Here is a 24,037-nt window from a genome sequence, read left to right on the forward strand (position 1 = left end):
GGCCAGTGCCAGCACCCACGGTCGCTTCGCTACTGGCGCCGCTGGCCGACGTCGACGACCGCGGCGTGAGCTTCGTCGACGACGACACCCTCACCTGGTCCTGTTGGCGGGAGCACATCGGGGACGGCGCGGCACTTGCGGCGGTGCTGCGGTCGCGGCTGCGGCCGGATCGACCACCCCACGTCGGTGTGCTGCTCGGAAACACGCCGTTCTTCGGCACGGTGCTGGTCGCTGCGGCGCTGTCGGGCATCGTGCCGGTCGGTCTGAACCCGACCCGCCGCGGGGATGCGCTGCGACGCGATGTCAGCCATGCCGACTGTCAGCTGGTGCTCGCCGACCGCGCCGATATCCTGGCCGGTGCCGACGTCATCGACGTCGGCACCAAGGATTTCCGGGCCGAGATCGACGCCGCGCAAGGGGCACCCGTCGAGTTCCGCACCGCCGACCCCGACGATCTGTTCATGCTGATCTTCACCTCGGGCACCAGCGGTGACCCGAAAGCGGTGCGCTGCACCCACGAGAAGGTGGCGATTCCAGGGATGATGCTCGCCGAGCGGTTCGAGCTCGGGCCGGCCGACACCTGTTATCTGTCGATGCCGCTGTTCCACTCCAACGCGATAATGGCCGGCTGGGCTCCCGCGGTGGCTGCCGGCGCGTCCATCGCCCTGCGTCGCAAATTCTCGGCGTCGCAATTTTTTCCGGATGTGCGGCATTTCGGCGCGACCTACGCCAACTACGTCGGCAAGCCCTTGTCGTACATCCTGGCCACCCCGGAGTGCGCCGACGACGCCGACAACCCGCTGCGGGTCGCCTACGGCAACGAGGGAGCGCCACGGGATCTGGCTCGGTTCGCCCGACGATTCGGCGTTCGGGTTGTCGACGGGTTCGGCTCCAGCGAGGGCGGCGTGTCGATCGCCCGCACCCCCGACACTCCCGAGGGCGCGCTGGGCCCGCTGAACAACGGGGTCACCATTCTCGACGTCGACACCGGGACCGAGTGTCCGCCCGGGGTGGTCGGTGAACTGGTCAACGTCTCTGGCCCGGGCCAGTTCCGGGGCTACTACCGTGACCCCGAGGCCGAGGCCGAACGGATGCGCGACGGCATCTACCACAGCGGCGATCTGGCCTACCGAGACGAGGACGGCTTTGCCTACTTCGCCGGTCGACTCGGTGATTGGATGCGGGTAGACGGTGAGAACCTCGGCACCGCACCGATCGAGCGGATACTGCTGCGCCATCCCGACGTCACCGAGGTCGCGGTCTACCCGATTCCCGATCCCGCGGTCGGCGACCAGGTGATGGCAGCGTTGGTGCTGCGCGACGGGGCCGCTTTCGACGCCGTGGATTTCACCGAATTCCTTTCTGTACAAGACGATCTCGGCCCCAAACAGTGGCCGTCCTTCGTCCGTGTGGCCGACGCGTTACCGCGCACCGAGACGTTCAAGGTGATCAAGCGGCAGCTCTCCGCGGAGGCGACGCGATGTAGTGATCCAGTCCACCAGATCCGGCGGCCATGAATCCGCGCCGCCAGGACATTGCCGCAATGCTGCTCGACCGGGTCGGCGACGCTCACCCCGGGCTGCGCACCCGCGAGCGGAGTTGGACCTGGGACGAGGTCGTCGGCGAGTCCGCTGCACGCGCGGCACTGGCCACTGCGTTGCGCGACGAGAACTCCCCCGGCGCACCGTTTCACATCGGCGTGCTGCTGCCCAACGTGGCGGACTTCGTCTTCTGGCTGGGCGGCGCGGCGCTGTCCGGTGCCACCATCGTGGGACTCAATCCCACCCGCGGCCCGGCGGATCTGGCCGCCGACATCGAGCACGCCGACTGTGCACTGATCGTCACCGACGCCGCCGGCGAGGCGCGGTTGGCAGGATTGGACCACGGCGTGCCACCGTCGCAGATCCTGTGCGTCGAAGAACCGGACTACCGAGCAGAACTCCAACGTCACCGCGGGACCCCCTCTCGGGCCGACGGTGTCGGCTCTGCCACCCTGCTGTTGCTGCTGTTCACCTCCGGCACGACAGGGACATCGAAAGCAGTCAAGTGCAGCCAGGGCCGGCTGGCCGGGATCGCCTATGCGGCCGGCGACAAATACGGCCACCACCGCGGCGATGTCGACTACTGCTGTATGCCGTTGTTCCACGGCAACGCGATCATGGCGCTGTGGGCGCCGGCACTGGCCGTCGGCGCGACGGTATGCCTGACACCGGCCTTCTCGGCGTCCCAATTCCTGCCCGATGTCCGGGCCTTCGGCGCGACGTTCTTCACCTACGTGGGCAAGGCGCTGGCCTACCTGCTGGCCACCCCGGAGCACCCGGACGACGCGAACAACACCCTGACTCGGGGCTTCGGCACCGAGGCCTCACCGGACGACCAGCAGGAATTCCGACGCCGGTTCGGCGCCGAGTTGTTCGAAGGTTACGGTTCCAGCGAGGGCGGCGCGGTGGCCGTGCCTGACCCCGCGGCCCCGCCGACAGCGTTGGGCCGGCCCGCGCACCCAGAGGTGGCGATCGTCGACCCCGTGACGCTGCGACGCTGCCCTCCGGCGATGCTCGGCGCGGCCGGACAGGTGCTCAACGCCGACGAGGCTGTCGGCGAGATCGTCGATCAGCGGGGTGCGGCCAACTTCGAGGGCTATTACAAGAACGAGATCGCCGACGCCGAACGCGTCCGCAACGGCTGGTACTGGTCGGGCGATCTGGGCTACGTCGATGCCGAGGGCTTCCTGTATTTCGCCGGCCGACGCGGTGATTGGATACGAGTCGACGGTGAGAACCTCTCCGCGCTGACGATCGAACGCGTGTTGCGCCGCCATCGGGCGGTCCTCGCCACCGCCGTCTACGGCGTGCCCGACCCACGATCGGGAGATCAGGTGATGGCCGCCGTGGAGGTGGACGACCCGCAGAGCTTCGACGTCGAGCAGTTCGCGGACTTCATGGCCGATCAGGAAGATCTGGGGCGTATGGGTTTCCCGCGGCTGCTGCGAGTGTCGACTCGTTTGCCGACGACGGCATCGAACAAGATCCTCAAGCGCGATCTGCAGGCCCAGCGTTGGCACACCGACGAGCCGGTGTTCCGCTGGGCCGGCCGGGGCCGTCCGCGATACTCGCTGCTGAGCGACCGGGACCGCGCGGCCCTGGATGCCGAATTCGCCACGTACGGAAGGCAACACCATGCCCGACTGGGATGAGACCACCGAGGTGCTGGTCGCCGGCTCCGGCGCCGGCGGTGTCACCGGGGCCTACACGGCAGCACGGGAAGGCCTTGACGTCGTGCTCGTCGAGGCCACCGACAAGTTCGGGGGCACCACGGCCTATTCCGGCGGGGGCGGGATGTGGTTCCCGTGCAATCCGGTTCTGCTGCGTGCCGGGGCAGATGACACCCTCGACGACGCGCTGGAGTACTACCGGGCCGTGGTCGGTGACCGTACGCCCCGCGCATTGCAGGAAACCTATGTGCGCGGTGGCGCGCCACTTGTCGAGTACCTGGAGTCCGACGAACAGATCAAGTTCACGCTGCTGCCGTGGCCCGACTACTTCGGCAAGGCGCCCAAGGCTCGCGCCGACGGAATGCGGCACATCGCGGCCAAGCCGATCAAGGTGGCTGCGGCACCGCACCTCCGTGACCTGGTTCGTGGCCCACTGGACACCGATCGGCTCGGCAGCCCGACCCCGCAGGACTACTTCGTCGGGGGCCGCGCGCTGATCGCCCGGTTCCTGATTGCCCTGCAGCGGTACCCGCACGCGCGCACCGAACTCAGCACGGCGCTCACCGAGTTGGTGGTCGATGATGGCAAGGTCGTCGGCGCGGTCGTCGAGACCGCCGGTCGGCGCCGATCGATCCGGGCCACCCGCGGCGTGTTACTGGCTGCCGGCGGCTTCGAGCACAACGACCAGATGCGGGAACGCTACGGGGTGCCCGGAACGTCGCGAGACACCATGGGCCCGTGCGGGAATCGCGGGTTGGCCCACCTGGCGGCGATGGCGGTGGGCGGCGACGTCGATCTGATGGACCAGGCGTGGTGGTCGCCGGGTCTGATGCATCCCGACGGCACGGCCGCGTTCGCGTTGTGGTTCACCGGCGGCCTGTTCGTCGACGACGGCGGCCGGCGGTTCGTCAACGAGTCGGCGTCCTATGACCGACTCGGGCGCGGCGTGCTGGACGCGATGACGCGCGGAGACGTCACCCTGCCGTACTGGATGGTCTACGACGACAGCGATGGCGGGGTCCCGCCGGTGCAGGCCACCAACGTCTCGATGGTGGAACCGCAGGCCTACCGGTCCGCCGGGCTGTGGCGTTCTGCCGACACCCTGGCGGAGCTGGCCGCCGCGATCGGCGTACCGCCGCACAATCTGACCGACACCGTCGCGCGGTTCAACGACTTCGCCCGCCGTGGCGTCGACGAAGACTTCGGACGCGGTGACGAACCGTACGACCGGGCGTTCTCCGGCGGAGCGTCCCCGCTGCGTCCGATCGAGCGGCCCCCGTTCCACGCGGCTGCATTCGGCGTCTCGGACCTGGGTACCAAAGGTGGTCTACGCACCGATTCGGCTGCCCGTGTGCTCGATGCGCGCGACACTGTGATTACCGGACTGTACGCGGCCGGAAACACCATGGCAGCGCCCAGCGGAACCACCTACCCCGGCGGCGGCAATCCGATCGGAACCAGCATGGTGTTCAGCCACCTGGCCGTGCTGGACATGAAGAAAGGCTCGCGATGACCCAGAACGACCTCCGTGAGATCGACCCCGGGCCGGCCATGACGCGGTTCGCCCGCGGCTGGCATTGCCTGGGCCTGGCGGAGTCCTTCCGCGACGGCCAACCGCACAGCATCTCGGCGTTCGGTACCAAACTCGTGGTGTTTGCCGACTCCAGCGGCGCCATCAAGGTGCTCGACGGGTACTGCCGGCACATGGGCGGCGATCTGTCACGCGGCACCGTCAAAGGAGACTCGGTCGCGTGCCCGTTCCACGATTGGCGATGGGGTGGCGACGGCCGGTGCACGTTGGTCCCCTACGCCAAACGCACGCCGCGGATGGCCCGCACCAGAGCCTGGCTCACCACCGAGGTCAACGGTCAGCTGCTGGTGTGGCACGACCCCGAAGGCAACGCGCCGGCGCCCGAGTTGACCCCGCCGACGATCGAGGGCTACGAGGAGGGCCGGTGGTCACCGTGGCAGTGGAGCTCGATCCTGATCGAGGGCGCTCATTGTCGCGAGATCGTGGACAACAACGTCGACATGGCGCACTTCTTCTACATCCATCACGCCTATCCCACGTACTTCAAGAACGTCATCGAAGGGCACATGGCCAGCCAGTTCATGGAGTCCAAGCCACGGCCGGATTCCATCGCCAACCCGGAGAAGCTCTGGGACGGAACATATCTGCGGTCTGAGGCGACGTACTTCGGTCCCGCGTACATGATCAACTGGCTACACAACGACCTCGCGCCGGACTTCACCGTCGAGGTGGCGCTGATCAACTGCCACTACCCGGTGACGCATGACTCGTTCATGTTGCAGTGGGGGGTGGCCGTGCAGCAGATGCCCAGTCTGCCCGCCGACAAGGCCGCCAAGTTGGCCGGCGCGATGAGCCGGTCGTTCGGAGAGGGATTCCTCGAAGACGTCGAGATCTGGAAGAACAAGTCCCCGATCGAGAACCCGCTGCTGACCGAGGAGGACGGTCCGGTCTATCAGCACCGCCGTTGGTATCAGCAGTTCTACGTCGACGCTGCCGAAGTCACCGCCGACATGACGGATCGCTACGAACAGGAAGTCGACACCACCCACGCCTACGATCTGTGGCAGCAGGAGGTCGAGCAGAACCTGGCCGCGCGTCGGTAGCGCCCGGGGTCAGCTTTCGCGGATGCCGTCGAGGCGCTTGGTGGCCTCTTCGAAACCGCTGACCAACTCGGCGATGATGTCGGCGACCGGGCGGATCTCGTTCATCCGGCCGACGATCTGGCCGACGGGCATGGCGACCGCGGTCGGGTCTTTCGACTCGCTCATCCGCTGATGCGCTTCACTGACCAGAATGTTCTGCAGCGGCATCGGCAGTGGTTCGGGCGCCCCTTCGGCATCCCAGGCGTCAGTCCACCGACTCTTGAGCAGGCGGGCGGGTTTACCGGTGTAGATCCGTCGGCGCACGGTGTCGGCCGACGTGGCATTCAGCATCGCCTCTTGAATCACCGAACGGCCCGACTCCAGGCGCACACCCAGGTCATATTCGGCCGAGGTCAGGAACGCCGAACCCATCCAGACACCTTGGGCGCCCAGGGCCAGCGCGGCGGCGACCTGGCGACCGGTGCCGATCCCACCGGCGGCCAGCACCGGTGCTTTGCCGTCGAGCGCATCGACGATCTCCGGCCACAGCACCATGGAACCGATCTCCCCGGTGTGGCCACCGGCTTCGTGACCTTGTGCGACGACGATGTCGACGCCGTTCTCGACATGGCGCAGCGCATGTTTGGGTGAACCCGCCAGGGCTGCGACGGGCACACCGGCGGCATGGACCTGGTCGATGACATCTTTGGGCGGGGAGCCCAGCGCGTTGGCGATGAGCTTGATCGGGTGCTTGAGAGCCACCTCGACGTGGCTGCGCGCCACCGAATGCAGCCATCCCAGAACACCTTCGGAGCGGGCTTCGTCCTCGGGCAACGGCGGGACACCGAGATCGGCGAGGGTCTTGTCGACGAACTCGCGGTGCTCGGCCGGAATCAGCTTGTTGATGTCCACCGAGGTTCCTTCGGTGGGCACCTTGGCCGGCATCACGATGTCGACACCGTAGGGCTTGCCGTCGGTGTTGGTATCCATCCACTGCAGGACGTTTTCCAGGTCGTCTGCGTCGTTGAATCGCACGCATCCCAGAACCCCGAGCCCGCCGGCCCTGCTCACCGCAGCGGCGACCTTCTCCGACGGGGTGAAGACGAAGATCGGATAGTCGATGCCGAAGCGTTCGCAGAGTTCGGTTTTCATGCTATTTCTCCCGTCGCTTCGCTCGCCCCGGCACTATTTCTCCCGTCGCTTCGCTCGCCCCGGCACTATTTCTCCCGTCGCTTCGCTCGCCCCGGCACTATTTCTCCCGTCGCTTCGCTCGCCCCGGCACTATTTCTCCCGTCACTTCGCCCCAGCATGGTTGGCGTGCGCGTCGTCGGCGGGCCGCTCCTCGGTGGTGTCCTTGGCCCACCGGTAGTCCGGCTTGCCGGCCGGTGTGCGATGGATCTCGTCGACCCACCAGACCTTGCGCGGCACCTTGTAGCCGGCGATCTCCTGGCGGACGAACGTGTCGAGGTCCGCCAGCGTCGGATTGGTGCCGGGCCGGCGGTGCACGACGGCGGCCACACACTGACCGTAGCGATCGTCGGGCACACCGACCACCAGCGCGTCGAACACGTCGGGGTGACCCTTCAGGGCAGCCTCGACCTCTTCGGGATAGATCTTCTCGCCGCCGCTGTTGATCGACTGCGAACCGCGTCCCAGCATCGTCACGGTGCCGTCGGCCTCCACCTCGGCGTAATCGCCCGGGATGGCGTAGCGCACGCCGTTGTAGGTGCGGAAGGTCTCGGCCGTCTTCTTCTCGTCCTTGTAGTAACCGACCGGGATGTGGCCGCGCTTGGCGATGATGCCGCGCACCCCCGAGCCGGGCTTGACCTCGTTGCCGTCCTCGTCGAGCACCACGGTGTTCTTGTCGATGGTCACCCGCGGACCGCCGGTGTGCGACTCCCCCTTGGCCACGATGCTGGTGCCGCCGAAACCGGTCTCCGAGGATCCGATGGAGTCGGTGATGACGCGGTTGGGCAGCAGCTCGAGGAACTTCTCCTTCAGGCTTGTCGAGAACAGCGCCGCCGTGCTGGCCAGCAGGAACAGGCTCGACAGGTCGTACTCGTTACCCTTGTCCTGATGTGCGAGCAGCGCATCGAGCAGTGGGCGCGCCATCGCATCGCCGGTGAAGAACAGCAGGTTGACCTTGTGCTCGGCGATGGTGCGCCAGACCTCGTCGGGGTCGAACTCGGGCACCAGCACCGTGGTCTGCCCCGAGAACAATGCCATCCAGGTGGCCGACTGGGTGGCGCCGTGAATCATCGGCGGAATCGGGTAGCGCACCATCGGACCGCTCTCTGCGGCCTGCTTGGCCAGGCCGTACTCGTCGGCGATGGGCTCACCGGTCGCGAAGTCGGTGCCGCCGAACAAGACTCGGTAGATGTCTTCGTGGCGCCACATCACACCCTTGGGAAACCCGGTGGTGCCGCCGGTGTAGAGCAGGTAGATGTCGTCCTCGCTGCGCGGACCGAAATCACGCTCCGGTGAACCCTGCTCCAGCGCGGAGTAGAACTCGACGCCGCCGTAACGTGCGAAGTCGTCGTCACTGCCGTCCTCCACGACCAGGATGGTCCTGACGTTCGGCGTCTCGGGCAGCACGTTGGCCACCCGGTCGGCGTAGCGGCGCTCGTGCACCAGGGCCACCATGTCGGAGTTGTCGAACAGGTACTTCAGCTCGCCCTCGACATAGCGGAAGTTGACGTTGACCAGGATGGCGCCGGCCTTGATGATGCCCAGCATCGCGATGACGATCTCGATGCGGTTGCGGCAATACAGCCCGACCTTGTCGTCCTTTTTCACCCCCTGGTCGAGCAGGTAGTGCGCCAGCCGGTTGGCCTTCTCCTCCAACTCGGCGTAGGTCAAGGTCTCGTCACCCGAGATGAGGGCGACACGGTCAGGCACGGCGTCGATGGCGTGCTCGGCGAGGTCGGCGATATTCAGAGCCACGACTCTAAACTAGAACGTGTTACATTTTCAGACAAGTCTGTGGCAACGACGCTGGAAGGCGGATCAGTCCGTGAGCGACGAACAAAAATCGGAAAAGGGTCCCGACGCACTCGTCGAGCAGCGGGGACACACTCTGATCGTCACGATGAACCGGCCGGACAAACGAAACGCGCTCTCGACCGAGATGATGCAGATCATGGTCGAGGCATGGGATCGGGTCGACTCCGATCCCGAGATCCGCAGCTGCATCCTGACCGGCGCGGGCGGCGCGTTCTGCGCAGGTATGGACCTCAAGAAGGCCGACAGTCAAGCGCCTGGCGACTCGTTCAAGGGCGGGTTCGATCCGACCAGGATCCCGGCGCTGCTCAAGGGCCGGCGGCTGACCAAGCCGCTGATTGCCGCGGTCGAGGGGGCCGCGATCGCCGGGGGCACCGAGATTCTGCAGGGCACCGATATCCGCGTGGCCGGTGAGAGCGCGAAGTTCGGCGTGTCGGAGGCCAAGTGGAGCCTATACCCGATGGGTGGTTCGGCGGTCCGGCTGGTCCGCCAGATCCCCTACACCGTCGCCTGCGACATTCTGCTCACCGGCCGCCACATCAGCGCCGCCGAGGCCAAGGAGTTCGGTCTGATCGGGCACGTGGTCCCCGACGGGCAGGCCCTGACCAAGGCGCTCGAGATCGCCGAGGTCATCAACGGCAACGGCCCACTCGCGGTGCAGGCGATCCTGAAGACCATCCGTGAGACCGAGGGCATGCACGAGGAAGAGGCTTTCAAGCCTGACACCGCCAACGGCATTCCGGTGTTCCTCTCCGAGGACTCCAAGGAAGGCCCGAAAGCGTTCTTGGAGAAGCGCAAGCCGGTCTGGAAACTGAAGTAGACCAATCCGGCCCTGCCGAGTGGGCCGGCGGCGCATGCCGACGATCTGACCCGAAATCGGGGCCTTTCCTGTGCGCAACAGCTCCGAAACACACCGTGACTAGCGTCCGGACATCCGGTCGCCCACGAGCCCATCCTCTCGAGGTCCGAGCACCGGATCGCGAAAGGAGCAAGCGTGTCCGAGAGCAATCCGGGGGCGGGCACCCCAGAGCCTGTTGTCGTCGCGTCGTCACCGTCGGCCGTCTTCGTCGACACCCGTGCCGACGAGGACTATGTGATCACCTCGATCGACGGGTCACTGCACAACGACGAACTCGCCCCGGTGGCGCCGTCGAAACGCCGCTGGGGATCGTTCGAGATCTTCAACGTGTGGACCAACGACGTCCAGAGCCTGGCCGGGTACACGCTGGCCGCCAGCCTGTTCGTCACTGCCGGCATCAACGGCTGGTTCGTGCTGGCCGCGATCGTGCTGGCCGGCGCTCTGGTGATGTTCTTCGTCAACCTGTCCGGACGCCCCAGCGTGACCTACGGCGTGCCCTACCCGGTGATCGCGCGGGCATCGATGGGTGTTCGCGGCGCCATGTTCCCGGCCACGGTTCGCGGCATCGTCGGGATCTTCTGGTACGGCGCCCAGACCTACTTCGCTTCCACCGCGGTGGCACTGGCCATCAACGCGATCATCGGCGCGACGCCGACGGGCACCGTGCTGGGCATGACCTGGGTGGACTGGGTGTCCTACTCATTGGTGGCCGGGTTCCAGATCTTCCTGTTCGTGCGCGGGCTGGACGGGATCGTGCGGTTCCTCAACTTCGCCGGCCCAGCCGTTTACGTCGTGATGGTGTTGCTGTTGATCGCGATCTGGTGGCAAGCCGGCTCTGGACTGCTGAACGCAGTGGGCGACCTGTTCGCCGGGGAGAAGCAGGGCACCGCCGCCATCGCGGCGTTCTTCGGAGTCGTGGGCACGATGATCGCCTACTTCGCGGCGGTGATCATCAATTTCGGTGACTTCGCCCGGTTCACCCGCAGCGACAAAGAGATGAAGCGTGGCAACCTGCTGGGGCTGCCGGTGAGCCTGACGTTCTTCACCTTCCTTTCGCTGTTCATCACCGCCGGTGCCTACATCGTGTTCCAGGACGGTCAGGGTGACCCGATGACCAACCCCGCCGACATCGTCGGCCAGGTCGGCAACGTCTGGCTGTCCATCATCGCGGCGGTCACGTTCTTCATGGCCACCGTCGGCATCAACCTAGTGGCCAACTTCATCCCGCCGGTGTACGACATCGTCAACCTCAAGCCAAACCGGATCAACTTTCGTCTCGCTGGCTTCATCACCGCTGCAATCGGTTTCGTGATCGGCGCGCTGTGGGTGTCGGTGATCGGCAACGCCGGGCTGCCGATGTTCGTCGACACTCTGGGCGCACTGCTGGCGCCGCTGTACGGCATCATGATCGCCGACTACTTCATGCTGCGCCGGCAACGTCTGGACCTGCAGGCGCTCTACTCCGCTGATCCGGGCGGGATGTACTACTTCACCAAGGGCTGGAATGTTCGCGCCCTGTGGGCGTTCGGCATTGCGGCGACGTTCGCGGTCGCCGCGGTATGGGTGCCCGCGCTGCATGCACTGTCCGGGTTCGCCTGGGTGTTCGGCGCCGCACTCGGGGCAGCGCTGCACCTGCTGGTCATGCGCGGTCAGCCCTTGTCCAACACGACGCCTGAGGATCAGTTCGCCGGGTGAACCTCACGCCAGTGCCGGGCGATCTCGATACGGCGCGCCACCCACACCCGGTCGTGGGACTGCACGTGGTCGAGGAATCGCTGCAACGCAGCTGCGCGTGCCGGGCGCCCAACCAGCCGGCAGTGCAGGCCCACCGACAGCATCTTCGGTTGACCCGCAACACCTTCGGCGTAGAGCACATCGAACGCATCACGCAGGTGAGCGAAGAACTCGTCGCCGTTGGCGAACCCGGCCGCCGAGGCGAACCGCATGTCGTTGGTGTCCAACGAGTACGGCACCACGAGGTGGTCGGTGTCGTGCACCCGCACCCAGTAGGGCAGGTCGTCGGCGTACGAGTCGGAGTCGTAGACGAAGCCGCCGTGTTCGACGACCAGTGAACGTGTGTGCGGTGAGTCGCGGCCGGTGTACCAGCCCAGTGGGCGGTCGCCGGTGAGTTCGGTCAGGATGGCCACCGCTTCGGCCATGTGGGCACGTTCGGTGTCCTCGCCGATCAGTTGGTAGGACTTCCATCGCAGGCCATGGCACGCGATCTCGTGGCCGAGTTCACCGAACGCCGCGACGGCCTCCGGGTTGCGCTGCATGGCGCGGGCCACGGCGAACACCGTCAGCGGCAATGCTCGGTCCTCGAAGATCCGCAACAATCGCCACAACCCGGCTCGTGAGCCGTACTCGTAGAGCGATTCCATGCTCATATGGCGGTTGCCGAACGGTTCGGCCGGAGTGATCTCGGAAAGAAAGACCTCAGACGCCGGGTCGCCGTCGAGAACGCAGTTCTCTGCCCCCTCTTCGTAATTGAGGACGAACTGGACGGCGATTGCGGCACCTCCGGGCCACCGGGGATCAGGTGGATGCGCACCGTAGCCGACCATGTCGCGCGGGTAGGCGCTCACAGCAGATCGCCGAACATCCGCAGCCGGGCCAGCCCGCCGTCGGGATAGATGTCCAGCCGCGCCTCGGTCACCGCGGCGTCGACGTCGATCAGGAAACGGTGCCGCGTGTCGGGCAACAAGGCGGTGCGGGGCAGCAGTTCCACCCACTGCCCATCCACATCGAGTCCCTTCAGCGATGCCGCAGCAGGGCTGTTTCCGATGAAATACGAGGTGTCGACCTCGACCAGGCGCACGCGGCCGGAGCCGGCGAGTCGGATGTGCACCCAATCGTTGGCGCCGTCACGCCGGCGTGCGGTCTCCCAGCCGTCGCCCATCACCTTGGCAACGCCGGGAAAGATGAGCGACTGCGGGGAGCTGTAGAAGCGGTTCGAGCAGTCCAGCACCATTCCACCGTTTTCCAGGGCGGCCAGGTCGACCGGACCGATGCCGAGTAAACGACGGTCTGGCATGCCCTCGCCGTGTACACGCAGACGCGCCACTCCGCCATCGGGATAGATGCGCAGGCGTACATGAGTCCACCGCTGCTCCGACATTACGTCGAACGCGTTCCTGGTATCGCCATAGATTTTGCTGCGATCGACCAGACTGACCCAGCCCGGCGCGGCCGCGAGCTGTTCGGCTGTCGGATAGCCGTCGACCTCCAGCGCCTCCAGCGATGCCTCGGGCGGAAAGTTGCCCTTGAACCACGCCGTGTCGATGACCACACCGCGGATCCGTCCAGGCACTCCGAGTCGCACGATCGCCTCGTCGAAGCCGGGTTCGCGACGGCGCCGGGTTTCCCAACCGTCATAGATCTGGCCGCGATGGCCGAACGTCGCCGGTTGATACCTTGCGGGCCCGGGATTGATCAGATTCTCCTTCTCGGCGAAGGAGTCGTCGTTGGCCCATATCACCGCGCCCCCGGCCGTGCGCAGGGCCAGATCGGGCAGCCAGGTGAAATCCGGCGCGGAACTCGTCATGTAATCGTGCGCTCCTTCAGGTTTCGCAGGGCAGCGAGGTCGACGCTGGGAGCGCGCCCGGTCACGTCATCGATGGTGAATGCACCGACACCCAGGCCACGCAGCACGATGCGCGCCAGCGCCTCCGCGGTGGCCGGTTCGTCGGCGAGCGCCCCGCTGCGCCGGTCGAGATAGGCCTGCAGCCGCGGCACGGCCGCGACTGCAGCGGTGCGGAAGAACATGAACGTGGCCGACCAGCGGCTGACCAGGTGCCCGGGGTGCATATCCCAGCCCTGGTAGTAACCCCGTTCCAGGGAGCGGGTGACCAGCCTATGGTGGCGACGCAGGGCCGATTGGATCTGCTCGGCGTCGCCGACCGGCAGAACCTGGGTGGAGCCGTCGACCACCCGCACCCCGGTCTGGGCTGCAGCCGCCAGCATGACCGCCCTGGCGTGGTCGGCGACCGGATGGTCCAGCGCCTGCTGCTGGGGCGCTATCCCACATGCTGCGCTGTAATCGTAGGTGCCGTAGTGCAATCCGAGGCAACGTCCGGCGCTGCGGTGGATCGCTCGGGCGACGGTGGCGGTGCCGTCTGCGGCGAGAATCGCCTGCGGACTCTCGATCTGCAACTCGAAGCGCAGGCTGCCCTCGGCCAGCCCGTGCACCTGCTCGAGCTCCTCACACAGCCACACCGCGACGGTGGCCTGTTCGGCGGCGCGGATCTTCGGCACCGTGAACACGAAACCTGATGGGAGGACCCCGGCCGCGTCGAGCACCAACTCGAGGGTCCTGATGGCGCGTCGTCGTTCGGCGGGTGTCAGGCCTTTGATGCGGATCCCGCAGTAATCGGTACCCAGGGCGGCGAGCGTGCGACCCGCCCGGCGCGCGTCGCGATCTTCGATGTCGTCGGCTCGCTGTCGATACCCGTCCTCGAAGTCCAGCCGCAGATCCTGGATCGGCACGGACGCCAACCTCGCACGCACCCGGTCGAGGACGTCCTGGTCGCCGAGGTCGCCGAGTCGATCACGATGGCTGTCCAGCAATTCCACGGCGTGCGCACCCCACTGCGCCGGGGTCTCCTCGGTGGCCTGGGCGGCGCTGACGTACACGGTGTGCACGGGCTGAGCGGTAGCGTCGTCGCCGGGGTATCTGGCGTCCAGACCGGCGTCGACCTCGGCGAGTAGTTCGTCGATGCGGGTCAGCAGCGACGGCGCTATCTCCCTGCCGGTGTCTGCCATCCGCCCATCGTCACAGATGCCCGGCCCCACGTCGCATCGGAGCGCGGCACACCCGGCGCGAAGTCAGCTCACCTTCGCGGTCGGGGTGAACACCACCGGCATCGACTCCAACCCGCTGACGAAGTTCGCCGGCCGCAGCGGCAGCATGGACTCGTCGGCCAACCGCAGATCGGGCAGGCGCGCCAGCACCTTGGTCAGCATGATCTTCAGCTCCAGCCGGGCCAACTGGTTACCCAGGCAGAAGTGGGTGCCGAACCCGAAAGCGAGATGACTGTTCGGATTTCGGTGAATGTCGAACTTCTCCGGATTTTCGAACGCTGTTTCGTCGAAGTTCGCCGACTCGAACATCAGCATGATCTTCTCGCCGGATGTCATCGCGGTGCCGTGAAACTCGGTATCAGCGGTCAGAGTTCGACACATGTTCTTCACCGGCGATGTCCAGCGCAGCATCTCCTCGATCGCGCCAGGCAGCAGTTCGTCGGGATTCGCCCCGGCCCTTTGGTCTTCGCGCGAGCGCTCATCCACCAGCTGCTGCCACTGATCCTGGTGACGCAGCAGCTGTTCGGTCCCGCCCGACAGCGTGTGCCGGGTGGTCTCGTCGCCGCCGATGAGAATCAGCAGCGTCTCGAAGACGATCTCGTCATCGGACATCTTCTGACCCTCGACCTCGGAGTTGCACAACACCGAGAAAAGGTCGTCACGCGGGTTGGCCCGGCGGTCGGCGATGACCTCCATCGTGAACGCGGTGTAGGCGGCGAACGTGTCCATCAGCATCTGGATGGTGGCCTCGTCGACGTGTGAGCTGAGCCCGCAGACCAGGTTGTCCGACCACTCCAGCAGCTTCTGCCGCTCCTCGGGCAGCACGCCGAGCATGTCGCCGATCACCGCCATCGGCAGCGGGGCGGCGATGTCGCGGACGAAGTCGCATTCGCCGCGTTCACACACCGCGTCGATCAACGTGTCGCACAGCGACTCGATCGATGGCAGTCGGTCCATCACCCGCTTGCGGGTGAAACCGGCGTTGACGAGCTTGCGCCGCAACAGATGTGCAGGATCGTCCATGTCGATCATGTACGGCATCCCGGGCTGGTCAGGCCGAATCCCCCCGGTCGAAGAGAAGAGCTCGGGGTTACGTTCGGCGTCGAGCACGGCCTGATAGGTGGTGGCCGCGGCCAGCCCGTTGCGGTCGCGGAACACCGGCTGATTGGCCCGCATCCACCGGTAGGCTGCGCGCGCTGTCGCGCCGTCGGCGTAAAAGCGACCGTCGGCGAGGTCGACATCCAGGCCGGCTTGCTGGGCGGTGGTGCTCGTCATCGCTCTCCTACGATTCGGGCGTCGCTGAAGGTCATGTCGACGTTGGCTGCCGAGCTCGAGACCAAGGCACGTTTGGGCAAGCCTAGAGAAGCCAGCTCGGCTGCGTAGGGATGTTCGCCGAGCCGGAGGTTGACCCCGCCCGGCCGATAGCGCACCCCGGACAGCACCATCTCTCCGGGTGTCTCGCGCACGACGCCGTCGAGGCACGAGTAGGTCGAGTGCACCTGGGGGCGCGATGTCAGCGCCGCCGGTGTGGGCAGCCCGGGCGCGAAATCCATGGCGAGGACGAACGTCCCGTCGATCGTGAGATCGAAACCGAAAGAGCGGCCGTCACGAACGACAAAATCAGCCATCACCTTCGGGTAGCCCCAGATGGTCCGGCCCGCCTCGAGTGTGAAGGACTGGTCCACCGGCAGGTGATGGACGAATGCGCCCGCCGTCTGCAGCGCCTTCATCCCGCTGGCCTGCGGTTGGTCGGGCGGATTGACCATCACGTTGGTGCCGTACTCGTAGTACTGACCGAGGTCGGTGTCCTCGTAGCGCATCAGCATCAGCACGACCATGGCGCGCCGGTTGCCGCGACCGAACCGGCACACCCGCAGTCCGCTGTAGTCGATCATCCGTTGGGCGGCATCGGCCTCGACGGTGAACATCGCGGTGTGCTGTTGGGCGGTGCGCACCCGGACCGGCATCGTCAAGACGGTGCCGGCGATGGTGTGCTGGGACGGCGTTACATCGGTCACAGTCCCAAATCTAGAACGCGTTCTAGACAGACTGCAAGAAAGTGTCTACGCCGGTGCCGCGACCAGCCCGGCGAGGTCGCGGATCTGCTCGGGCGAACGTGCGCCGACCACCATCATGGTGACCCCGGCGGCCTCCCACGCCGTGATCTGTTCTTGCACATAGGTCAGATCGCCGACGATTGCCGAGTCGTCGACCAGCTCATCGGGGATGATCTTGGCCGCCTCGTCTTTGCGGTCGCTGCGGAAGAGCCGGGTGACGTCGTCAACAACCTCCGCATAACCCATCCGGCGGTAGACGTCGGCGTGGAAGTTGGTGTCCTCGGCGCCCATGCCGCCCATGTAGAGCGCCAGGTGCGGCTTCATCAGCTCCATGATCTCGGCGCGATCGTCGGTGACCACCACCTGGGCGGTCGCGCAGATCTCGAAGGTCTCGCGGGTGTGCCGCGCGCCGGGGCGGGCGAAACCCTCGTCGAGCCACTCGTTGTACATCGTCGCGATGCGCGGCGAGTAGAAGATCGGCAGCCAGCCGTCGCAGATCTCGGCGGCCAACGCGACGTTCTTGGGCCCCTCTGCGCCCAGCATCACCGGGATGTCGGCGCGCAACGGATGGGTGATCGGTTTGAGGTTCTTGCCCAGGCCGGTGGTTCCTTCCCCGGTCAGCGGCAGCGGGTAGTGCGGGCCGTCGCTACGCACCGGGGCCTCACGGGCCCAGACCTGGCGCAGGATGTCGACGTACTCGCGCGTACGGGCCAGCGGCTTGCCGAACTTGGCGCCGTACCAGCCCTCCACGACCTGCGGTCCCGACACCCCGAGGCCGAGGATATGGCGTCCGCCGGAGAGGTGGTCGAGCGTCAGCGACGCCATCGCGCACGCTGTGGGAGTGCGCGCGGACAGTTGCACCACCGAGGTGCCCAGCCGCATCCGGGTGGTTTCGCGGCCCCACCACGCCAGCGGGGTGAAAGCGTCCGATCCCCACGCCTCGGCGGTGAACACCGTGTCGAAGCCGGCCTCCTCGGCCGAGGCCACCAATTCGGCATGGTTCGTCGGAGGCTGCGCGCCCCAGTAACCCAGCTGCAAGCCCAGCTTCACAGCACCCGTCCTTCCGGGCCGCCAGGCCCGCTCCTTGAAACCATTCTTAGAACCTGTTCTACTCGATGCCGTGACCACCAGCCAAAGCAGCCCGGTGCAGATCGATCCCCATGAACCGCCTCTTTCCGCGCCGCTGAAGCTCGCCTTCGACTACACCCGTTCGGTCGGACCCCTGCTGTCTGCGTTCTTCACCGCACTGCGGGAAAGGCGCATCGTCGGGGTCCGCGGATCAGACGGCCGAGTGTTGGTACCGCCGGCCGAGTACGACCCCGTGTCCTGGGAGCAGTTGAGCGAGATCGTACCGGTGGCCAGTGTCGGCACCGTGCAGTCCTGGACGTGGCAGGCCGAGCCTCTCGAAGGCCAACCGTTGGACCGCCCGTTCGCATGGGCGTTGATCAAGCTCGACGGCGCCGACACCGCGCTGCTGCACGCCGTGGCGGCCGACGGCCCCGATGCGCTGAGCACCGGTGTGCGCGTGCACGCGCACTGGGTCGACGAGCCTGTCGGCGCGATCACCGACATCGCGTACTTCGTGCCGGGCGAGGAACCCGAAGACGTGCCGCCTGCACCCGAAGGTCTGGACCCGGTGACCATGCTGGTGGCGCCGAGCTGGATCGAGATCCAGCACACCGCATCGCAGCCCGAAAGCGCGTTCCTGCGCGCCCTGGAACAGGGCAAGCTGCTCGGCGCCCGGTCGGGTTCGGACGGCAAGGTGTATTTCCCACCCAAAGAGGCCAATCCGGCCACCGGTCAGCCGCTCGACCAGTTCGTCGAGTTGCCCGACAAGGGCACCGTGACGACGTTCGCGATCATCAACATTCCGTTCGCAGGGCAGCGCATCAAGCCGCCCTATGTCGCCGCGTATGTGCTGCTCGACGGCGCCGACATCCCGGTGCTGCACCTGGTCTCCGAGATCGACGCCGACAAGGTGCGGATGGGGATGCGTGTGCAGGCGGTGTGGAAGCCCGAAGATCAGTGGGGCCTGGGCATCGACAACATCGAGTACTTCCGGCCGACGGGTGAACCCGACGCCGACTACGACAGCTACAAGCATCACCTGTAGAGACAGGGAAAATCCATGGCTTCGGACACTTCAGTTGCAGTAGTCGGTTTCGCGCACGCACCTCATGTGCGCCGCACCGACGGCACCACCAACGGCGTCGAGATGTTGATGCCGTGCTTCAAGTCCATATACGACGACCTCGGAATCACCAAGGGCGACATCGGTTTCTGGTGCTCCGGGTCTTCGGATTACCTTGCCGGACGCGCCTTCTCGTTCATCTCGGCCATCGACTCGATCGGCGCGGTGCCGCCGATCAACGAGTCGCACGTGGAGATGGACGCGGCGTGGGCGCTCTACGAGGCCTACATCAAGATCCTGACCGGTGAAGTCGAGACCGCGTTGGTGTACGGCTTCGGCAAGTCCTCGGCGGGCACACTGCGCCGGGTACTGGCCTTGCAGACCGACCCGTACACCGTTGCCCCGCTGTGGCCCGACTCGGTGAGCATGGCCGGGTTGCAGGCGCGCTTCGGCCTGGACTCCGGCAAGTGGACTGCTGAGCAGATGGCTCAGGTCGCCCTCGACGCGCAGGCCGCGACCCCACGGGTCGACCGGCTGCAGCCCGGCACCAGCATCGGCGAGCTTCTCGAGCAGCCCTACTTCGCAGAACCGTTGCGTCGCCACGACATCGCCCCGATCACCGACGGCGCCTCGGCGATCGTGCTGGCCGCCGGGGACCGCGCCCGCGAGCTGCGCGAACGCCCGGCCTGGATCACCGGCTTCGAGCACCGTATCGAGACCCCGGTGCTCGGTGCCCGCGATCTGACCAGCTCGCCGTCGACGGCGGCCTCCGCGCAGGCCGCCACCGGCGGCGACACCGCGTCGATCGAGATCGCGGAGTTGTACGCACCGTTCAGCCACCAGCACCTGATCCTCAAAGAGGCCATCGGCCTGTCCGACAGCACGAAGATCAATCCGTCCGGTGGCGCGCTCGCGGCCAACCCGATGTTCTCGGCAGGTCTGGAACGCATCGGGTTCGCGGCCCGCCACATCTTCGAGGGCAACGCCTCGCGCGTGCTGGCCCATGCGACGAGCGGTCCTGCGCTGCAACAGAACCTGGTAGCCGTGTTGGAAGGGAAGTCCTGACATGGGCAAGAAACTCGCTGCAGTGCTGGGCACCGGGCAGACGAAGTACGTCGCCAAGCGCACCGACGTCTCGATGAACGGGCTGGTCCGCGAGGCGATCGACCGGGCGCTCGACGACGCCGGGGTGACGCTGGCCGACGTCGACGCCGTCGTGGTGGGCAAGGCGCCCGACTTCTTCGAAGGCGTGATGATGCCGGAGCTGTTCATGGCCGATGCCGTCGGCGCGACGGGCAAGCCGCTGATCCGGGTGCACACCGCCGGGTCGGTGGGCGGATCGACGGCTGTCGTGGCGGCCAGCCTGGTGCAGTCCGGCAAGTACCGCCGGGTGCTGACGATGGCCTGGGAGAAGCAGTCCGAGTCGAACGCCATGTGGGCGTTGAGCATTCCGGTCCCGTTCACCAAGCCGGTCGGGGCGGGCGCAGGCGGTTACTTCGCGCCGCATGTGCGCGCCTACATCCGGCGCTCCGGTGCGCCCACCCATATCGGAGCGATGGTCGCGGTCAAGGACCGCCTCAACGCGGTTAAGAACCCGTTGGCACATCTGCATCAGCCCGACATCACGCTGGAGAAGGTGATGTCCTCACCGATGCTGTGGGACCCGATCCGTTACGACGAAACCTGCCCGTCCTCCGACGGCGCCGCCGCCATGGTGATCGGCGACGAGGCCAGTGCTGACGCGCGGGTCGCCGAGGGTCATCCGGTGGCATGGGTCCACGCGACGGCACTGCGCACCGAGCCGCTGGCCTATGCCGGCCGTGACCAAGTCAACCCGCAGGCCAGCCGCGACGCTGCGGCTGCGCTGTGGAAGGCTGCCGGCATCGAGAGCCCTATCGACGAGATCGATGTCGCCGAGGTGTACGTGCCGTTCTCCTGGTATGAGCCGATGTGGTTGGAGAGCCTGGGATTTGCGCCCGAGGGCGAGGGCTGGAAGCTCACCGAGGCCGGCGAGACCGCGATCGGTGGACGCATCCCGTTCAACCCGTCGGGTGGGGTGCTGTCGTCCAATCCGATCGGCGCATCGGGCATGATCCGCTTTGCCGAATCGGCCATCCAGGTGATGGGCAAAGGCGGTGACCATCAGGTGCAGGGCGCGCGCAAAGCGCTGGGCCACGCCTATGGCGGTGGGGCGCAGTACTACTCGATGTGGGTGGTTGGCGCCGACAAGCCCGCCTAGGGTAGGCAGCCGCGCCACACGGTGTGCACCAGCCGACTGACGGCGTCGTCGTCGAGTGCGGGCATCCCCAGCATCATCCGGTAGTACGGCGGGGAGACCAGCGCGTCGACGACAACCTCGACGTCGACGTCGGACGCCAGTTCGCCGCGGTCCACGGCCTCGCCCACGATCGCGGCGACTGCGGCGCGTCGGGGCGTGATCCATTGCTGGAGCACCGCGCGCTCGATGACCGGATCGGACGGAGAGGCTGCGATCACGTTGCGCAGCAGGGGCCCGACCTCAGGATCGGCCAACAGCGCGTTGAGCGCGGCGACGTGGTGGGTGACCGCCTCGACCGAGGTGCTGCCCGAGGGCCGGGTGATCGACTCCCGTACCGCCTCGAGTAGTCCTTCCAACACGATCGCCGACGCCGACGGCCACCACTTGTAGATCGTGGTGCGGCTCACCTCGGCGCGTTTGGCGATCGCTTCGACCGTCGCGGCCGCGGGTCCGCCGGCCAGCGCGAGTTGCGCTGCCGCCGTCAGCACCGCGGTACGGACCGCCTCGCTGCGGGGACGGCCGCGGCGGGACGCGGAGTCGGCCTGGACCACCGGTTCAGCTTATGGTGACCTGGCGCCTCGATCCCAGCGCGGCCACACCCATGCAGACCGCTGCGGCCACCGCGCCGAAGACGAACATCGCGGGATAGCTCACCGACTGCTCCACCACCGACAGCGCCGCGGGCACGGCGAACCCGAGGTAACTCAGGCTGTAGAACACCGCGGTCATGCCGGCGAGATCGTCCGGACCGGCGATGCGTTGAATCTCCTGCAGCCCGGCCAGCAGCGCCAGTCCGTAGCCGGCACCCAGCGCGGCGGCCGCACCCAGCGCGGCCCACACCGTCAACGCCGAGGCGGCCAGCGCCGCCGCCGCCATGCCGACGACCAGCAATGCCAGGGCGACGACCACTCCACCGGGTCCGCCGGCACCGAGCCGACGTCCCAGTTGCTGCACGGTGAAACCGACGCCGAGCGCGACCACGCACATCAGCGCGGAGAACGCGATCGGCGCGTCGGGTACATGCGTAGACATCAACGCAGGCAGCACGGCGTAAGCGGTCGCTCCCGCGCCGAACACCCACGGCGCAACCGGAACGACGACGAACAGGAAACGACGGTGCGACGCACCGGGGACCGCCAGGTCGTTCCACCACCGGTGCGCCGAAGCGACGGGTGCACGGGTTTCGGGAGCTGTGCGCAGCAGCGTCGCGGCGCCCACCGCCATCACCACGTTGACGGCGTAGGGCAGCACCGCTGGGGCCGGGCCCCACTGCGCGAGGACGCCGGCCACCCCGGCGCCGAGACCGAAACCGGCGGTCAAACTCATCGCCGCACGGCGCGCACCCGCGTCGGAAGCGTCCCACGGTGTGCTGGACAGCTCTTTGAGCCAGCTTCCGCCGACCGCCATCGCCAGCCCCAGCGCGAGCCCGCTGAACACCCGGCCGACGCCGAGCAGCAGCGCGGACTGCGCACCGAGCGCCAGGATCGTCGAGCCCACCGCAGCCAGCACCGGCGCCGGCAGCAGCAGTGGACGGCGACCGTAGCGGTCCGACAACGGGCCCCCGATCAACAGCGCAGGCACGATCCCGAGCACATAGGCGAACAGCAGCAGGTCAACGGTCAGGCCGGAGTATCCGCCCTGGGTCCGGTACATGACTAGCAGCGGGGTGAACTCGTTACCACCCCACGCGATGGCGAACATCGCCGCCGCGACGGGGAGCCACCGTCGTGCGTCGCGCGACCGCAGCGCGGTCCGCGGCGCGGACTCGACGAGCGTTGAAATACTGGACACTCTGTCCACTATATAGGTGGGCGGCAAGTGGGTATCCCTCCGATGAGTGGCACGCACAACATTTCTCCGCAGGTGAACGGCCATCGATTGCGCGAGAGGGAGCCAAAACTGTAACGTGTTCTAGTTAGAAGCCAAGAATTGGGAGGCCCGAGGTGAGCACCGAAACTGCGGGGATTCGAGAGATCGACACCGGCACGCTGCCCGACCGCTTTGCCCGCGGCTGGCACTGCCTCGGACCGGTGAAGAATTTCACCGACGGCCAACCGCACGGTGTCGAGATCTTCGGCACCATGCTGGTGGTCTTCGCCGACTCCAACGGCGAACTCAACGTCCTCGACGGCTACTGCCGGCACATGGGCGGCAACCTGGCCCAAGGCACCATAAAGGGCGACGAAGTGGCCTGCCCGTTCCACGACTGGCGCTGGGGTGGCGACGGCAAGTGCAAGCTGGTCCCGTATGCCAAGCGCACCCCGCGGCTGGCACGCACCCGCGCCTGGCACACCGATGTGCGTGGCGGCCTGCTGTTCGTCTGGCATGACCACGAAGGCAACCCGCCGCAGCCGGAGGTCCGCATCCCCGAGATCCCGGAGCACGCCAGCGGCGAGTGGACCGACTGGAAGTGGAACTCGATGCTCATCGAGGGCTCCAACTGCCGCGAGATCATCGACAACGTCACCGACATGGCGCACTTCTTCTACATCCACTACGGCCTGCCGACGTACTTCAAGAACGTCTTCGAGGGTCACATCGCCAGTCAGTACCTCCACAACGTCGGTCGCGCCGATATCAACGACATGGGCACCGCCTATGGTGAAGCGCACCTGGACTCCGAGGCCAGCTACTTCGGCCCGTCGTTCATGATCAATTGGTTGCACAACACCTACGGCGACTTCAAAGCCGAGTCGATTCTGATCAACTGCCACTACCCGGTGACTCAGGATTCGTTCGTGCTGCAGTGGGGCGTCATCGTCGAGAAGCCCCAGGGGCTGGATGAAAACACTTCGCAGAAGCTGGCCGATGCGTTCACCGACGGGGTCAGCAAAGGCTTTCTGCAGGATGTCGAGATCTGGAAGCACAAGACGCGCATCGACAATCCGCTGCTGGTCGAAGAGGACGGCGCCGTCTACCAGATGCGCCGTTGGTACCAGCAGTTCTACGTCGATGCCGCCGACGTCACCCCGGAGATGACCGATCGCTTCGAGATGGAGGTCGATACCACCGCGGCTGTGCAGAAGTGGAACGTCGAGGTCGAGGAGAACCTCAAGGCACAGCAGGCCGAGAAGCAGTCAACCTGAGG

At 66.6% G+C, this 24,037-nt stretch carries 20 protein-coding genes; 10 read left to right on the forward strand and 10 right to left on the reverse strand.

Annotation, left to right across the window (positions count from 1 at the left end):
- Positions 1-5 precede the first annotated feature (5 nt).
- Genes fadD17 through KXD98_RS22785 form a run of 4 tightly spaced genes read left to right on the forward strand, consistent with a single transcriptional unit; the run spans position 6 to position 5,845 of the window.
- Positions 6-1,517 carry a long-chain-fatty-acid--CoA ligase FadD17 gene (gene fadD17 / locus KXD98_RS22770; RefSeq protein ID WP_260760585.1) on the forward strand — a complete coding sequence of 504 codons (1,512 nt, stop codon included), beginning with the start codon at positions 6-8 and terminating at the stop codon, positions 1,515-1,517.
- Positions 1,514-3,193, forward strand: coding sequence for an AMP-binding protein (locus KXD98_RS22775; protein WP_260760586.1), 1,680 nt, complete (start codon positions 1,514-1,516; stop codon positions 3,191-3,193). The genes fadD17 and KXD98_RS22775 overlap by 4 nt, the downstream gene beginning before the upstream one ends.
- The gene (locus KXD98_RS22780) at positions 3,177-4,724 is read left to right on the forward strand and encodes an FAD-binding protein (RefSeq protein WP_260760587.1); all 1,548 of its coding nucleotides are present in this window, start codon (positions 3,177-3,179) and stop codon (positions 4,722-4,724) included. The genes KXD98_RS22775 and KXD98_RS22780 overlap by 17 nt, the downstream gene beginning before the upstream one ends.
- Positions 4,721-5,845 carry a 3-ketosteroid-9-alpha-hydroxylase subunit A gene (locus KXD98_RS22785; RefSeq protein WP_260760589.1) on the forward strand — a complete coding sequence of 375 codons (1,125 nt, stop codon included), beginning with the start codon at positions 4,721-4,723 and terminating at the stop codon, positions 5,843-5,845. The genes KXD98_RS22780 and KXD98_RS22785 overlap by 4 nt, the downstream gene beginning before the upstream one ends.
- 9 nt (positions 5,846-5,854) lie before the next feature.
- Here KXD98_RS22785 and KXD98_RS22790 read toward each other — a convergent pair whose 3' ends face one another.
- Both KXD98_RS22790 and KXD98_RS22795 read right to left on the reverse strand, forming a co-directional pair.
- Positions 5,855-6,976, reverse strand: coding sequence for a nitronate monooxygenase family protein (locus KXD98_RS22790; protein WP_260760590.1), 1,122 nt, complete (start codon positions 6,974-6,976; stop codon positions 5,855-5,857).
- A gap of 141 nt (positions 6,977-7,117) precedes the next feature.
- Positions 7,118-8,767 carry an acyl-CoA synthetase gene (locus tag KXD98_RS22795; protein ID WP_260760591.1) on the reverse strand — a complete coding sequence of 550 codons (1,650 nt, stop codon included), beginning with the start codon at positions 8,765-8,767 and terminating at the stop codon, positions 7,118-7,120.
- Between the two features lie 70 nt (positions 8,768-8,837).
- Here KXD98_RS22795 and KXD98_RS22800 point away from each other — a divergent pair, with 70 nt between their 5' ends.
- Positions 8,838-9,644, forward strand: coding sequence for a crotonase/enoyl-CoA hydratase family protein (locus tag KXD98_RS22800; RefSeq protein ID WP_260760593.1), 807 nt, complete (start codon positions 8,838-8,840; stop codon positions 9,642-9,644).
- Between the two features lie 174 nt (positions 9,645-9,818).
- Positions 9,819-11,378: an NCS1 family nucleobase:cation symporter-1 gene (locus KXD98_RS22805; RefSeq protein WP_260760594.1), complete on the forward strand. Its 1,560-nt coding sequence runs from the start codon at positions 9,819-9,821 to the stop codon at positions 11,376-11,378.
- Here the strand turns inward: KXD98_RS22805 and puuE are convergent.
- The 6 genes from puuE to KXD98_RS22835 all read right to left on the reverse strand — a co-directional run bounded on the left by puuE (position 11,363) and on the right by KXD98_RS22835 (position 17,590).
- Complete coding sequence (gene puuE / locus KXD98_RS22810; RefSeq protein WP_260760595.1) at positions 11,363-12,268, reverse strand: allantoinase PuuE; 906 nt, start codon at positions 12,266-12,268, stop codon at positions 11,363-11,365. The genes KXD98_RS22805 and puuE overlap by 16 nt on opposite strands.
- Positions 12,265-13,227 (reverse strand): allantoicase, encoded by a 963-nt coding sequence (gene alc, locus KXD98_RS22815; protein WP_260760596.1) that lies wholly within the window; start codon positions 13,225-13,227, stop codon positions 12,265-12,267. The genes puuE and alc overlap by 4 nt, the downstream gene beginning before the upstream one ends.
- On the reverse strand, positions 13,224-14,444 hold the full coding sequence (locus tag KXD98_RS22820; RefSeq protein ID WP_260760597.1) for an HpcH/HpaI aldolase/citrate lyase family protein: 1,221 nt from the start codon (positions 14,442-14,444) through the stop codon (positions 13,224-13,226). Before KXD98_RS22820 ends, alc begins: the two co-directional genes overlap by 4 nt.
- A gap of 63 nt (positions 14,445-14,507) precedes the next feature.
- The gene (locus tag KXD98_RS22825) at positions 14,508-15,758 is read right to left on the reverse strand and encodes a cytochrome P450 (RefSeq protein ID WP_260760599.1); all 1,251 of its coding nucleotides are present in this window, start codon (positions 15,756-15,758) and stop codon (positions 14,508-14,510) included.
- Entirely contained in the window at positions 15,755-16,450 is a 696-nt protein-coding gene (locus KXD98_RS22830) for an acetoacetate decarboxylase family protein (RefSeq protein WP_260765360.1), read from the reverse strand. Before KXD98_RS22830 ends, KXD98_RS22825 begins: the two co-directional genes overlap by 4 nt.
- Before the next feature lie 96 nt (positions 16,451-16,546).
- Positions 16,547-17,590: an LLM class F420-dependent oxidoreductase gene (locus KXD98_RS22835; protein ID WP_260760600.1), complete on the reverse strand. Its 1,044-nt coding sequence runs from the start codon at positions 17,588-17,590 to the stop codon at positions 16,547-16,549.
- 70 nt (positions 17,591-17,660) lie between these two features.
- On the opposite strand from KXD98_RS22835, the gene KXD98_RS22840 reads away from it, so the two are divergent.
- From KXD98_RS22840 to KXD98_RS22850, 3 genes are read left to right on the forward strand one after another with little or no spacing between them, the layout of a single operon-like run.
- A complete protein-coding gene (locus tag KXD98_RS22840) occupies positions 17,661-18,653 on the forward strand; it encodes a Zn-ribbon domain-containing OB-fold protein (RefSeq protein ID WP_260760601.1) in 993 nt (330 codons plus the stop codon).
- Between the two features lie 15 nt (positions 18,654-18,668).
- The gene (locus tag KXD98_RS22845; protein WP_260760602.1) at positions 18,669-19,736 is read left to right on the forward strand and encodes a thiolase domain-containing protein; all 1,068 of its coding nucleotides are present in this window, start codon (positions 18,669-18,671) and stop codon (positions 19,734-19,736) included.
- Between the two features lies 1 nt (position 19,737).
- Entirely contained in the window at positions 19,738-20,910 is a 1,173-nt protein-coding gene (locus KXD98_RS22850; RefSeq protein WP_260760603.1) for a thiolase domain-containing protein, read from the forward strand.
- On the opposite strand, the gene KXD98_RS22855 is transcribed toward KXD98_RS22850, so the two are convergent.
- Positions 20,907-21,500, reverse strand: coding sequence for a TetR/AcrR family transcriptional regulator (locus tag KXD98_RS22855; RefSeq protein WP_260760604.1), 594 nt, complete (start codon positions 21,498-21,500; stop codon positions 20,907-20,909). The two genes, KXD98_RS22850 and KXD98_RS22855, sit on opposite strands and share 4 nt — an antisense overlap.
- Positions 21,501-21,504: 4 nt before the next feature.
- Positions 21,505-22,650 carry an MFS transporter gene (locus KXD98_RS22860; RefSeq protein ID WP_260765361.1) on the reverse strand — a complete coding sequence of 382 codons (1,146 nt, stop codon included), beginning with the start codon at positions 22,648-22,650 and terminating at the stop codon, positions 21,505-21,507.
- Positions 22,651-22,892: 242 nt separating this feature from the next.
- Here KXD98_RS22860 and KXD98_RS22865 point away from each other — a divergent pair, with 242 nt between their 5' ends.
- Positions 22,893-24,035 (forward strand): 3-ketosteroid-9-alpha-hydroxylase subunit A, encoded by a 1,143-nt coding sequence (locus tag KXD98_RS22865; RefSeq protein WP_260760605.1) that lies wholly within the window; start codon positions 22,893-22,895, stop codon positions 24,033-24,035.
- Positions 24,036-24,037 lie beyond the last annotated feature (2 nt).

The organism is Mycobacterium sp. SMC-4, from assembly GCF_025263265.1.
GTDB lineage: Bacteria > Actinomycetota > Actinomycetes > Mycobacteriales > Mycobacteriaceae > Mycobacterium.

What these genes read in the sequence shown, in the direction of transcription:
- KXD98_RS22820 (WP_260760597.1), bottom strand. Translation starts at nt 14,444, where the DNA reads ATGGCAGACACCGGCAGGGAGATAGCGCCGTCGCTGCTGACCCGCATC.
- KXD98_RS22850 (WP_260760603.1), top strand. Translation starts at nt 19,738, where the DNA reads ATGGGCAAGAAACTCGCTGCAGTGCTGGGCACCGGGCAGACGAAGTAC.
- KXD98_RS22775 (WP_260760586.1), top strand. Translation starts at nt 1,514, where the DNA reads ATGAATCCGCGCCGCCAGGACATTGCCGCAATGCTGCTCGACCGGGTC.
- KXD98_RS22790 (WP_260760590.1), bottom strand. Translation starts at nt 6,976, where the DNA reads ATGAAAACCGAACTCTGCGAACGCTTCGGCATCGACTATCCGATCTTC.
- KXD98_RS22845 (WP_260760602.1), top strand. Translation starts at nt 18,669, where the DNA reads ATGGCTTCGGACACTTCAGTTGCAGTAGTCGGTTTCGCGCACGCACCT.
- KXD98_RS22780 (WP_260760587.1), top strand. Translation starts at nt 3,177, where the DNA reads ATGCCCGACTGGGATGAGACCACCGAGGTGCTGGTCGCCGGCTCCGGC.
- KXD98_RS22785 (WP_260760589.1), top strand. Translation starts at nt 4,721, where the DNA reads ATGACCCAGAACGACCTCCGTGAGATCGACCCCGGGCCGGCCATGACG.
- alc (WP_260760596.1), bottom strand. Translation starts at nt 13,227, where the DNA reads ATGACGAGTTCCGCGCCGGATTTCACCTGGCTGCCCGATCTGGCCCTG.
- KXD98_RS22825 (WP_260760599.1), bottom strand. Translation starts at nt 15,758, where the DNA reads ATGACGAGCACCACCGCCCAGCAAGCCGGCCTGGATGTCGACCTCGCC.
- KXD98_RS22830 (WP_260765360.1), bottom strand. Translation starts at nt 16,450, where the DNA reads ATGCCGGTCCGGGTGCGCACCGCCCAACAGCACACCGCGATGTTCACC.
- KXD98_RS22860 (WP_260765361.1), bottom strand. Translation starts at nt 22,650, where the DNA reads ATGTTCGCCATCGCGTGGGGTGGTAACGAGTTCACCCCGCTGCTAGTC.